This window comes from Undibacterium sp. TC4M20W (assembly GCF_049340245.1).
Lineage (GTDB): Bacteria > Pseudomonadota > Gammaproteobacteria > Burkholderiales > Burkholderiaceae_D > Undibacterium.
On sequence record NZ_JBMPPI010000022.1, the window covers coordinates 35,066 to 47,305 of the forward strand.

General features: G+C 52.3%; 14 protein-coding genes. 5 read left to right on the plus strand and 9 right to left on the minus strand.

The window, feature by feature from the left end:
- Positions 1-266: 266 nt before the first annotated feature.
- Positions 267-560 carry a hypothetical protein gene (locus ACO0LL_RS21890; protein WP_422952937.1) on the minus strand — a complete coding sequence of 98 codons (294 nt, stop codon included), beginning with the start codon at positions 558-560 and terminating at the stop codon, positions 267-269.
- Between the two features lie 64 nt (positions 561-624).
- A complete protein-coding gene (locus ACO0LL_RS21895; protein ID WP_422952938.1) occupies positions 625-1,221 on the minus strand; it encodes a DJ-1/PfpI family protein in 597 nt (198 codons plus the stop codon).
- Positions 1,222-1,308: 87 nt separating this feature from the next.
- Here ACO0LL_RS21895 and ACO0LL_RS21900 point away from each other — a divergent pair, with 87 nt between their 5' ends.
- On the plus strand, positions 1,309-2,643 hold the full coding sequence (locus ACO0LL_RS21900; RefSeq protein WP_422952939.1) for a PLP-dependent aminotransferase family protein: 1,335 nt from the start codon (positions 1,309-1,311) through the stop codon (positions 2,641-2,643).
- A 10-nt stretch (positions 2,644-2,653) separates the two neighbouring features.
- Here ACO0LL_RS21900 and ACO0LL_RS21905 read toward each other — a convergent pair whose 3' ends face one another.
- The 5 genes from ACO0LL_RS21905 to ACO0LL_RS21925 form a co-directional block, all read right to left on the minus strand.
- Entirely contained in the window at positions 2,654-3,220 is a 567-nt protein-coding gene (locus ACO0LL_RS21905) for a hypothetical protein (RefSeq protein ID WP_422952940.1), read from the minus strand.
- A 236-nt stretch (positions 3,221-3,456) separates the two neighbouring features.
- On the minus strand, positions 3,457-4,371 hold the full coding sequence (locus ACO0LL_RS21910; protein WP_422952941.1) for a hypothetical protein: 915 nt from the start codon (positions 4,369-4,371) through the stop codon (positions 3,457-3,459).
- Positions 4,372-4,622: 251 nt separating this feature from the next.
- Positions 4,623-5,831, minus strand: a complete 1,209-nt coding sequence (locus ACO0LL_RS21915; protein ID WP_422952942.1) for an aminotransferase class V-fold PLP-dependent enzyme — start codon at positions 5,829-5,831, stop codon at positions 4,623-4,625.
- Complete coding sequence (locus ACO0LL_RS21920) at positions 5,828-6,292, minus strand: RidA family protein (protein WP_422952943.1); 465 nt, start codon at positions 6,290-6,292, stop codon at positions 5,828-5,830. The genes ACO0LL_RS21915 and ACO0LL_RS21920 overlap by 4 nt, the downstream gene beginning before the upstream one ends.
- Before the next feature lie 9 nt (positions 6,293-6,301).
- Complete coding sequence (locus tag ACO0LL_RS21925; protein ID WP_422952944.1) at positions 6,302-7,282, minus strand: quinone oxidoreductase family protein; 981 nt, start codon at positions 7,280-7,282, stop codon at positions 6,302-6,304.
- Between the two features lie 98 nt (positions 7,283-7,380).
- On the opposite strand from ACO0LL_RS21925, the gene ACO0LL_RS21930 reads away from it, so the two are divergent.
- From ACO0LL_RS21930 to ACO0LL_RS21945, 4 genes are all read left to right on the plus strand, one after another.
- The gene (locus ACO0LL_RS21930; RefSeq protein WP_422952945.1) at positions 7,381-8,304 is read left to right on the plus strand and encodes a LysR family transcriptional regulator; all 924 of its coding nucleotides are present in this window, start codon (positions 7,381-7,383) and stop codon (positions 8,302-8,304) included.
- A gap of 254 nt (positions 8,305-8,558) precedes the next feature.
- Positions 8,559-9,242 (plus strand): DUF3106 domain-containing protein, encoded by a 684-nt coding sequence (locus ACO0LL_RS21935; RefSeq protein WP_422952946.1) that lies wholly within the window; start codon positions 8,559-8,561, stop codon positions 9,240-9,242.
- A 157-nt stretch (positions 9,243-9,399) separates the two neighbouring features.
- The gene (locus tag ACO0LL_RS21940; RefSeq protein ID WP_422952947.1) at positions 9,400-9,909 is read left to right on the plus strand and encodes a hypothetical protein; all 510 of its coding nucleotides are present in this window, start codon (positions 9,400-9,402) and stop codon (positions 9,907-9,909) included.
- A gap of 123 nt (positions 9,910-10,032) precedes the next feature.
- The gene (locus ACO0LL_RS21945; protein WP_422952948.1) at positions 10,033-10,470 is read left to right on the plus strand and encodes an ExbD/TolR family protein; all 438 of its coding nucleotides are present in this window, start codon (positions 10,033-10,035) and stop codon (positions 10,468-10,470) included.
- 28 nt (positions 10,471-10,498) lie between these two features.
- On the opposite strand, the gene ACO0LL_RS21950 is transcribed toward ACO0LL_RS21945, so the two are convergent.
- Together ACO0LL_RS21950 and ACO0LL_RS21955 are read right to left on the minus strand one after the other, a co-directional pair.
- Positions 10,499-10,939: a hypothetical protein gene (locus tag ACO0LL_RS21950; RefSeq protein WP_422952949.1), complete on the minus strand. Its 441-nt coding sequence runs from the start codon at positions 10,937-10,939 to the stop codon at positions 10,499-10,501.
- A gap of 264 nt (positions 10,940-11,203) precedes the next feature.
- Positions 11,204-12,214, minus strand: coding sequence for a tetratricopeptide repeat protein (locus ACO0LL_RS21955; protein WP_422952950.1), 1,011 nt, complete (start codon positions 12,212-12,214; stop codon positions 11,204-11,206).
- Positions 12,215-12,240: the final 26 nt, after the last annotated feature.

The window sequence follows — 12,240 nt, forward strand, 5'->3', positions numbered from 1 at the left end:
CTACATGATGAAAAAAAACATGACGTTATCTAGCGCATGCAAGTGCGCTGATAAACTAGTCCCATGGTATGTAGATAGCCGTAACATAATATCTAACGTCAGCTTTCATGACAGCAAATTGAATTTAGGCATCTTATTTTTAAATTTTTTGGTTTGTTTGTACTCGGCGAGACAACTTACACCACATGTGGCGGCAGGATCAGAACGATGAGTCTGTTTGCCTCACCGCTTGATGACAGTGCCTTGAACGATACGCACAAATAGCATTACTGCGCCGACAAAATCTCCAGCAGTCGCGCAAAGCCGGCCGGAATTTCATGCATCTGATCGGGTGAATAAAGCACATTCAAGACCTGATTTCCTGCATCAAGATCAACGACATCCATCGCCAGCCAGTCTTTGGACCAGAAATCGATCGCGCCGATTTTGGAGGAAGATGAAAATTCCAGTCTTTTCAAATCACCAAAATCCCCTTCCAGATATTCAGTCCAGGTCAGGACATAGGAAGCGGGGATCAGGGGTTCTACAAGTTCCTTGAAATAGGCAAGGTGTTCGTTCATATACTAGTGGACTGTAACAGTGGAAACCGGGAACACGCATCTTATCCTGAACCCATCGCCGGTGTCACAAATACGGAGTGATATTGCGCATGGTGCGCTCCACATAGTCTTCTTTCTCACCGACCGGCGCAACATAGTGGATGGCGCTTTCTGCGGCTTCTGCTCCCGCCAGGCGGGCAATGACCCAGGCTGCCAGGTATTGCGACGCCAGGCAGCCACCTGCTGTGGCGACATTGTCTTTGGCGAAGAAGGGCTGGTTCAGGACTTCAACACCTGCTGCCTGCACCCAGGGTTTGGTAGTGAGATCAGTACAGGCTGGCACGCTGCCCAGCAAACCCAGTTTGGCCAGCACCAACGTGCCGGAACATTGTGCGCCCAGGATTTGCCGCGCTGGATCAAGTTGCAGTTGCGCCATCAGGGCGGCGTCTTCCACCACTTCTCGCGTGCGTATGCCGCTGCCGATGATGACGGCGTCTGCTGCATTTGCTTCCTGCAGGGATATCTGCGACTCCAGCAAGACGCCATTCATGGAGCGCACCTGTGCTGCAGGACTGGCGATGGATACGCGCCAGCCTGGCGTCTTGATGCGGTTCAAAATACCCAGGGCGATCAGGGAATCAAGTTCATTAAAACCTTCAAATGTCAGGATGGCGATGTGCATAATCTCTCTTTGGGTTTGCAATGGTGATGAGGCATAATAAGCTGGCAAAACAATACAATCAAATAATTGTCATGGATACGCTTTAGTATGCCGCTGAGCCGCTATAAACAACTCGTCGATACACTCGCCAGCGAGATACGTTCTGGCCGCCTGGCACCAGGCACACGCCTGCCAGCGCACCGCAAACTTGCTGCAACACATGGCCTGGCGCTGGTCACGGCCAGCCGCGTGTATGCAGAGCTCGAAACCATGGGTCTGGTCAGTGGTGAAACCGGGCGCGGTACCTTTGTGCGGGAAACGACGCTGTCACCCGGCATGGGTATAGACCAGCATGCGACAGCGACAGGGATGACTGACCTGAATTTTAATTATCCATCCCTGCCGGGCCAGGCAGAATTATTGCGCGCCGCCTTGCGCCAGCTGGCATCTTCAGGTGATATAGATGCACTGCTGCGTTACCAGCCGCATGGCGGCAGACAGCATGAGCGTGCCGCCATGGCCCGCCATCTTGCGAGTCGTGGTCTTGATGTCAGTGCTGAGCAAATAGCCATTGTCAGCGGTGCGCAACATGGGCTGGCCGTAACCGCCATGGCCTTGTTGCAACCGGGCGATGTAGTCGCTGTGGATGCGCTGACTTATCCCGGCTTCAAAGTTATTGCACAAGCACAGCATCTGGAATTGCTGCCGATTGCAATGGGCAAAGATGGCCCCGACCTGAACGCGCTGGAAAAACTATGCAGGCAACGCAAGGTGCGAGCGGTATATACCATGCCTACCATGCACAATCCCCTGGGCCTGGTCATGGGCCTGGCATGGCGGCAAGAGCTGGTGCGCATCGCCCGCAAACATGGCTTGCTGATCATGGAAGACGCTGCTTATGCATTTCTGGCGACCAGGCCACCTGCACCACTGGCGGCAATGGCACCTGAGTTGACGGTGTATATCTCAGGATTTTCCAAGAATATTTCTACCGGGCTCAGGGTGGGTTATGTTGCCGCCCCCACGCAACACCTGCCCGCGATTGAACGTGCGATAAGGGCCACGACCTGGAACACACCTGCCTTAATGACCAGCCTGGTGTACAACTGGCTGGGCGATGGCACGGTAGCCCGCCTTGAAAAAGAAAAGCGTGCTGATGCCAAAGCCAGACAGGCCCTGGCTGGTAAAGTACTGGCTGGATTTGATTACATCAGCCACCCGGCATCGTATTTTATCTGGCTGCCGCTGCCAGCAGAGCTGCGCGCAGACCAGATAGCCATGGCACTGGAACGCGAGCAGATTGCAGTCTCAACGGCAGAACCCTTTGCCACCACAGAACAGGTGCCGCATGCCTTGCGCCTGGCACTGGGCTCGGTGGAGATGGATGTGCTCAAAGTGGCGCTGGAGAAGTTCAGGCAGGTGTTGGCGCGGTATGTGTATTGATCATGAATGATCAGGGAATGCTGGCCTGCTGACCAAGCCGCTGCTGCATGAGATCAACGAAGGCATCCAGCGTCGGTTGTGGCCCGGCACCCAGATTGGCATTCGTCCCCATGTCATCAATCTCGCGCAAAACCGTGCCGCCACCCATGGAGGTCTGGCCCAATACATAGTAACGGATATGCTGGCTGGACTTGTTACGCACGATGCCCGAGAAATGCGGCGCCAGCACCCAGGTGCCTGCGCTTTGCTTGACTTCTTCCAGCGACTTGCCCGTCAGATCAACCGGCGTGGCCTGGGGATAAGCCAGCACCAGCAAAGTATGGCTGGCATCAAGCTCACACTGATGCCAGCAGTATTGCGTGGCTTCTTCCTGCAAGCTGGGTATTTCCTGTGCTTTGCAGCTTAGGTGATAAAACAGGTAGTGGGAATTCTCGTCCGCTTTTTCGACAATATCAAACAATTGCGCTGCCTGGCGAAAGACATAATGCGGCAATATCTGGTAGGCGATGTTATAAGACAATTGCTCCAGCGAAGTGCGTGCGGCTGGCTTGCTTTTGAAAAAATCGAATAGTCCCATGGTGTCGCCCCGGATTTTTTGTATGTTTTCTCTTTGCCTCGCAAGAGACAGGATTGCAGATGAAACCATACGGGCGGGAGTTTTGTCAATTAAGCAGATTGGGCATGTGTGCAACAGAGACAAATTCTTTGTAGGGTGCGCCGTGCGCACCGGGTTTATTGATGCACCCAAAGACTGGTGCGCATGGCGCACCCTACAAGATCGTATTTCCTATTGTAAGGCTAACTATCACGCTATCACGCGTCCAACCACATCAACTTGCTCAAATCCGTACTCTCTACAAGGGCTTCATCCAGCCCTTCGTTCCAGTCGCCCAGGGTTTCTTCAGCAAGAAAACCAGCGACTTCCATCAATTGGTGTTCATCATATTCTTCAGCAAAACTGTCCTGCACTTCATCCATCACCGCCGCAAATTTTTTATCCTTGCGCAAGGCGTTCAGGAAAATTTCTGTGACCTGCGCATATTGCGCTTTATCCTCGCCTGCGTAGATACGGGCGAATTCGCGTAATTGCCAGGCAGATTCAGGATGAGGGAAAATCGCCAGTGCAACGCTGACAAAATCCTCAAGCACGATTTGTTGCTTGAAGTCATGGCGGTATATGGCACGCAAGACATTCTCACCACTATTCTGGCCATCGGCGCAAACACGCGCTGCCAATAAAAACAGTGTCTGTTCTGTATAGCCGTATTTTTCAAAGAGTTTATCGATGAGCCTGTAATGATAGGTCTCATGGCCCATGTCCCACTTGAACAGGAGTCTGGCGAATTGCGGTATATAGTTTTCATCGGCCAGTACCAGTTCTGCAATGGCATAACTGCCCCTGGGGTGATATTCATCCTGCCAGGTGTTGCTCTCATGATTGACATTGCTCACATATTGCGAAACCAATGGCCTGAGTTTCGCTATCTTCACAGCTTCATGGAAGAAAGCGCGCTCATGCACGTTCGCTTCACCATGCCTGAAGATGATCTTGTAATCACTGGACTGTTCTCCATTACCAAGATCAAGAAATTTTTCCATATCAGATGTAGCAGCAATCAATTGCTCGCAGGTCGCTTGCAGGCCCGCCTCATCCATCTGTATATCTATGGTGAGGACCAGCCAGTCACCAAAATTTTTCCTGTCACCTGCGTGTCGCCAGCGTTGCATCTGCTATCTCCATCATGAAATCGTGGATGGATTATGCCAGAACAACAGTATTTGTTAGAAGAAGGCACATGTGTGCGCAAAGAATGACGCAGAATTTCTGCCCGGAATATTGTGAAACCATGCGGCGCATTGCAATGCGCCCTACGTCACGGCTATAGTGAAGAGCATGCATATTCCCAGTAGGGTGCGCCGTGCGCACCATGAGGTGACGATCAAAGTTAGCAGGCGGTGCGCACGGCGCACCCTGCAAATCAAGTCATTGCCTCCAAAGCCCGCGCCAATATCTCCACATCATCCTCAGTGTTCAGATAAGAAAACGACGCCCGCGCTATGCTGTGCAAGCCACGCACCTGCATGTCCAGCGGTGTATAGGGCACGCCGTTTGCACCTATATAAATGCGTTGCCGGGCGAGTTTGTTTTTCAGGCTCATCGCATCATGCCCTTGCAAGTTGAACGAGACTATGCCGGACTGTGCGCCATCCCCCAGATCATGCAGGCTGATGGCCGGGATGTTTGCCAGACGTTGGCGGCAAACTGCTGCCAATGCGGCGCTGACAGCGCCCAGATTGGCGACGCCCGTGTTCAGTGCCAGCCTGACTGATTCTGCCAGCCCCAGTTGCAGGGCGACTGCGGCTTCGCTGGTTTCAAAGCGGCGGGCGTCATTGCGCAGATGGATTTCATTTGCCGCAATGGGGGCAGATGAGACATCGACCCAGGCGGGTTCCAGCTTGTCGAGAAATGATTTACGCACATACAGCAAGGCGGTGCCGCGTGGGCCGCGCAAGTGTTTGCGGCCTGCGCTTTTTAATACATCGCATTGCAGAGTTTTGACATCAACCGCTACTTGCCCCAGCGCTTGCCCGGCGTCGATGAGGTAGGGCACGCCAGCCGCGGCTGCGACACGGCCAACCGCAGCGGCGTCATTGATAAGGCCACCATTGGCAGGCAGCCAGGTCAGTGAAATCAGGCGTACATGTTTGTCGATCATTTGTGCCAGGGCATTTGCATCGACACTGCCATCTGCTTGGCTGGGGATAGTCTCTACCGTCGCACCCGCGCGCTGTGCGGCACGCTGGTAATTAGCGAGGTTGCCGCCCCACTCCTGTCGCCCGACCAGTATTCTGTCGCCCGGTTTTAATTGTGGCATGGCGGCAAATACACTGCCAAAGGCACTGGAGCCTGAGTTCATGAGGGCGATTTCATCGCTGCTGGCATTGATTAGTGCTGCTGCATCTTCACGCAGGCTTTGCAGCCTGTCAGCCACCAATAAAGCAGCCTCCATGGGGCCGACCTGCGCTTCGAGATCAAGGTGGGCGTGTATGGCTTGCAGGGCAGCCGGTGGCAATAGCGAGGCACCGGCATGATTCAGGTGCGTGCCTTGATCAAGGCCGGGTGTCTGCATACGCAATTGCGCGAGTTGTTCAGTAGTGAGCACGCTTTTGATCACGGGCTTGATCATGCGGCCACCAAAGTGACTATCGCATCGACTTCCACCGCTGCACCCGTTGGCAGGCTGGAGACGCCTATTGCCGTGCGGGCATGGCGGCCACGCTCACCGAGGACAACAACGAAGAGATCAGATGCGCCATTGGCTACGGCGCTATGGCCATCAAAATCATGGCTGGCGGCGACGAATACGCCGAGACGCTGCACCTGTGCAATGCGCTCTATGTCACCACCGGTGACTGCATCAATGACGGCCAGCAGGCGCAGCGCTGCCATTTGCGCTTCTTTGTGTGCTGCCTCGACTGAACCACCCGCACCCAGCACGCCGTCTTTGGCTGTGCCTGGATTGCCTATCTGCCCGGCGATGATGAGCTGGTTGCCTTGCAGAGTGTAGCTGAGATAATTTGCTGCCGGGGCCTTGACGGGTGGCAGGGTGAGACCAAGTTCTTGCAGTTTTGTTGCGATGCTGGACATGCTATTTCCTTAAACAAGTTGAGAATTGATGGACAATAAAAGCTTGCCTTGCGTAACGCGTTCTGCCAGTGCCGCATGCGCCTGCGCCACATCTGCCATTGCATATTCGGCATGGATGCGCAGCCTGACCGTGCCATTGGACAGGTAATCAAACACCTTGCCGGCATGTTCCTGCAAGATGGTGGATGTGTTCAGATAATGCGGCAAGACAGGCCGTGTCAGGGAGATGCTCTTACGCATGAGTTGCAGGACATCGACAGGATCAGGCTGGCCGCTGGCGGCACCAAATAAAATGACATGGCCGCAAGGGGCGACGACATCCAGGCTTTGGGTGAAAGTACTTTTACCGACGGAATCAAACACCACATTAACGCCACGCCCCTGGGTTTTATCGCGGATGTGGGCAACCCAGTCTATGCCATCTTCATACGCCACTGGTTGCGCACCAACGCTGCGCAGCCAGTCTGCCTTGCTGGCGGACGATGCCGTGCCAAATACCGTCAGGCCGCGTGCCACCAGCAATTGCACGAGCCAGCCGCCAACACCGCCAGCGGCAGCGTGCACCAGTATCGATCCACATGCTGGCAGGCGAGCGACATCGTCAGTCAGCATGATGGCAGTCAGGCCGTGCTCTATGGCGGCGCAGGCATCACGCAGGCTGACAGCATCGGGTATGCGTATCAGATGCGCGGCAGGCACGGCCACCTGGCTGGCATAGGTGCCCTGTACACCTGTGGTATAGGCTACCCTGTCGCCCGCGTGCCAGCCGCTGCCCGCCGGTGCGCTGGCGACGATGCCTGTGCCCTCTATGCCCATGGGCCATGGCTGTTTAACACCTGGGTAACGGCCTTCACGCTGGTAGATATCAACAAAATTGATACCCGCCCAGGCGGCATTGACGATGACCTCATTTGTGGGCGTGGGTGCAGGCACATCCTGCAAAAGCAATTGCTCAGGCCCGCCAAACTGGTTCACGATGATCGCCTGCATGCTCTTTCCTCTGTCAAGTTTCGATGGGCTAATTATTGTCGTAATATAGGCAGGTAAAAAACGATACTTTCGCAATATGAAAGTGAGGAAAATTCAATATGCAAGGAAAACTGCCACCCCTGTTCACGCTGCAGGCCTTTGAGGCAGCTTCGCGCCTGGGCAGTTTTAGCAAGGCAGCCGATGAACTGAGCCTGACACCAGGTGCCATCAGCCGCCAGATACGCCAGCTTGAAGACTGGAGCAGCCTGACCCTGTTCAAGCGCAACGGCCCCAAAGTCAGCCTGACCGATGACGGCGCAGCGCTGCTGACTCGCCTTGCCGGCCCCCTATCTGCCCTGCACCAGGCAATTTACCCACCGGCTGATGCCGCAACAAAGACCCTGCACATCTCCACCCTGGCATCCATCGCCAAAGAATGGCTGTTGCCACGCCTGGCCAGCTTCAGTGCGACCCACCCGCATATACGCCTGATCATTGATACCGACTATGCGCTAGTGCGCCCTGCCCCGCGCGTGGCCATGGTGGCGATACGCCACGGTGCCAGGCAAAGTACAGACCAGATTTGCGAGACCTTGTTCACCGACCGCTTATTGGCAGTGACATCGCCAGAACTCAGGAGCAGGCTGGGTACAGACGCGCGCCTGTGGCCAGCATCAATGATGCTGCAACACCTGTCACTGGACCCGGCCCAATGGCTGGCTGCCGCTGGCCTGCCTGAGGACTTCAGCTTGCAAGGCCAAGCCTATAATGATGCCGATGTCTTGCTGGAAGCTGCCCGGCACAGCCAGGGCATTGCCCTGGGCCGCCTGTCAATAGCCTGGAGGCGCCTGCAGGTTGGCAGCCTGATACTGGCTAACAATACTATCTGCCCTAGCTCTCGCGACAACCTGCTGGTCTTGCGGGAAGATAGTGCGGCACTGCCCGAAGTGCTGGCCTTTACCACCTGGCTACGTGAGCAGGCCAGGCTGTGGCAGATGGAAATGGACAAATTCGACAGCATGCATCAGGTCGGGCAGGGATGATAAGTATCTCAGTGTGCCCACAAAGCTATCACTGTGATGGAACTGATTGCTTTAATTGACAGATTAATGCGTGAAACAAGCAGCCAGCGCTCAACGCGATGCCCTGTGACGCTGACGAAAATCCAAATGAAGTTTACAATGGAGGAAACTTCATCTCTGCAATATGGTCTCATGTTCATACAAGCGAGATTTTACAAACGCAATTTCAGGGCCTGTTGCAGTAATCCTGATTCGATCAATTCGAGAGTGGCGTCATGAAACCAGTGAACAACACCATAGATATAGCCAGCCTGAGCGCTATTGTGGGCATTACGGCCTTAGCCGGCTTGCTGTTTTTTAATATCCATGAAACCGGGCAGGCTGCTGTCGCCGGCCTGCAGGCCAGCAATGCCGCCAAACTGGCCGCAGGCAATGCCAGACCAGCCTCGCGCCTGGTCGGCAAAGCAGAATGGTCACAATTAAGCGCAGCCCAGCAAAAGACCCTGTCCCCGCTGCTAAGCCAATGGGGCAAGCTTGACGACAAGAACAAGGCAAAGTGGATCACCATCGCCGACCGCTACCCGGGCCTGAAACCTGAAGAACAAAAACGCATACAAAAGCGCATGGAACTGTGGGCGCAACTGAGCCCAGAGCAAAAACAGATTGCCCGCCTGAACTACGCACAGGCCAAGAAAATCGAGACTGCCCAAAAAACCAGGCAATGGGAGCTATACCAGCAATTGCCAGCAGAAAAAAAACAACTGCTGGCCAGCGGGCTACCTCTCCAGCTCGCCCCCGTGCCAGCTCCCAAAACCCTGGCCGATACGATTACGGCAGCCAGTACAGAAAACGTCGCTGCATCTGCCACCGAGCAAAGCTCAGCCTCAGCCAGCCAGTCTGCTGACCTGGAGGTAACGGCGTCTCCCGCCAGCCATGGTGATTTGCCGGTTGCGAAGTAAGCTCAAAAGCCAGCACGCTGAAAATACCCCGGCCTGAGTTAATCTCATTCCGGGGTATTTTTATGAGTGCCTGCTCCATAAGGCACTTAATGGTGCCCATCTCATCCTTACCGTGCCGACTTCGCATAAGCATCAAAGATATCTATCAGCAGGCAACATGAAATTTTCAAGCAAACTATACACAGCCTTGCTCTTGTACGCATGTGCAAGCATTAACGCCAACGCCGACAACAAGACGGCCCCGGCTTTTTGCGAACAGCTAAAAGCATTTTCAAGCGACTTGAAAATCGATCAGAGCCGCAGCATTACTTTCTTTGTCCGCCATGTCGATATCCTCTCGTATCAAAGAGTATGCAAGCAGTATAAAGCAGACGACAGAGCAGACGACAAAAGCAGAGCATTTTGTAACTGGTTGAGCAAAAACAGTTCGGGCGAATTCATGGCTGCCAATGTCACCAGAGCATTGTCATGCGTAACGGGGAGCACTAATTTTTTTGGCAGACCAATGGAAATTAAAGAACTCAAAGGAAAATTGACTGCCTTTGAGCCTTTTCAAGACATGCCGGACATCATCATCGACTTCAAGTACTCTTTTGATGTACTTGCAAAAGACGAAGAAAATTATTTCACGATTACGGCACGCAGAGTGAAGCTGGAAGAAGATTGAGGGTATTTTTCCCGCATCATGGCAACTGGTGTTTTGCCATGCCTGTAAATCAGGAACATGCTACTTGCATCCTCAACAGATTAATGTAATGCTAAAGCATCACACTTCCACCAGGATGCCATCATGTTTTTTTCAACTTCAGCCAGACCAGACGAAGACAGTGATCGTTTATTGGGCATGAATATGACACCCTTGATCGGCGTTATTCTGGTGCTGATAATGGTAATGCTCATTGGGGTACCAAGGCAGCGGGATATGTTGCTATGGAAACTGTCAAGCCTGGCAAATGTTAGCTGCGACGGCATGATGGAAATATCCGTGACACAAATTGCTATAGATTTTGATGACAGCATATTGTGGGACGGGCATGTGATATCTCTTGAGGAAATGCAAACCCGCTTGTCGCAGATAAATAAGACCGAAGCGTTGCCGCCAGCGGTATATTTGAAACCAAGCTTCATGACCAGCCACGCGAGCCTGGTATCGGTTACCAATGGCATACGGCGCAACGGAATAGACAAGATACGTCTGGAGATAAGTGAGTTCAGGACGGTGTCATAAAGGCGCAGGGCTTATGCCATATCTTTATTCAATAAGCATGTACCCGCATAGGCCCCAGTTTGACTATGCTTACTTTGTTCTTTTCTATGAATGCGATCATCTGCGCCTTTTTTTCTGCGCTTGCTTTTCCGAATTTAAAGCTGTAGTAGGCAACGGTGAAAGACAGGGCTATCACACCCGTGCAAGCGGCGACAAACCACCATGCGTCGCGGTCGATTGGGCTGCCGGACAATATGATCAACATAGATAAAATCGACACAATAATCACAGCACCTATCAGCAACCTCAAATATGCAAAGGCGATAGATTTGAAATTGATGGGAATACGCAGGGCATGCGTATTGTCGATCACAATATAGCTGCCCTGATAAACCAGAGGTATCAAAGAAAAATGATGGAATCGTGTCGCTATATGCAAGTGACGATCAACGGACTCAACCTGCCCAAAGAATTTGGTACCATAAAACATCCTCTACACTCCAGTGAAATTTGCGCACAGTATCAACCCGACGTTGCCGTGCCAGCCATAATTGCGATGCCGATCTTACTAGCTTTAACAAGTGCAGGCAAATGAAGTAACGGTCTGTCGCATTAATGCCGTAACCGTAGGGCGCATTGTAATGCGCCGCATGAGCGCGTTCAAATGAGGGAGTGATATCGGTGTGCACCGCATGCATGTGATGAAATATATTCTTACTTTTATTCGTCAGCCCTACGCAGCTCCTAAACAAGATTATTGTGAGCTTGACTTACGTAGTGAAGTCATCCTTTTCTTTACGCCAACTTTCGGATTCAAATTCAATGCGTGTTCATATGACACTAATGCCTGTGCGGGTTGCCCAAGCAATTCAAAGCATTCACCACGCACACGGTACGCAATAGCTCGCCAGTGCGGGTGGTCACAAGTTTGATCCACTAAAGCTTCATCTGCAGCGCATAAGGCTTTTTGCGCACCTTCCTCTGTGGAATCCAATTGCAACAGTTCCTGAGCAGCGAACAATTTCGATGTAAAGTCCCCTTTGGTTAATCTTGCGTTCAGATAGTCTTTTTTATCAAGGAATTCACCTGCCGATGAATATGCAAAACGTCCCATTTGCAAATCAACATAAAGCTTTTTTATGACCCCAGACGCATCAATTTCAAAGGCATATGTGTTCGCCCAACCAGAGATTGGATTTTCCGAAAACAATACAGCTTTGTGTTCCAAATCCACTAATTCCAGTAAGTTTCCATCAATGCTATTTGGCGCATTTGCGGTTTGTGTTACGGCATATCTTCCATTTTGTGATAGTCCAATGGAAATAATGTTAGCTTCAAAATGTCGGCGATACGTTTCCTTGCCTGCAATATTGCATGCAATTAGATCGCCTTTCAGCCCGACGCCGAACCCGGAGTCGTGCAAAATATAATTACCTGTGTCTGAAACTAAGGCAGCAACTGGACGAGCAAAATGACCTTGTGCATGTAATACTTGTTCTTTCTGGATATCCACAAGAACAACTGCGCCGTTCCCATTCTCTCTCATTCCCCCTGTGCTGACTCCATCTGAGTCGCGGAATCCAACGATCCAGCGTTGATTTGGTGAGTAATTTCCGTGTCCATGAAAATATGGCTCATGGATAGTCAACCAAGGGTCCTGATATGTTATATTTTTCCGGGACCCTTTTGCGAGTTGGTCTGAAGTAGTCTCTTTCATTGGTTTGACCCCAACAAGCGCGTCAAGTAGTTTAGAAAAAAAAGCCATTCAATACTCCAAATTAGATCGACCAG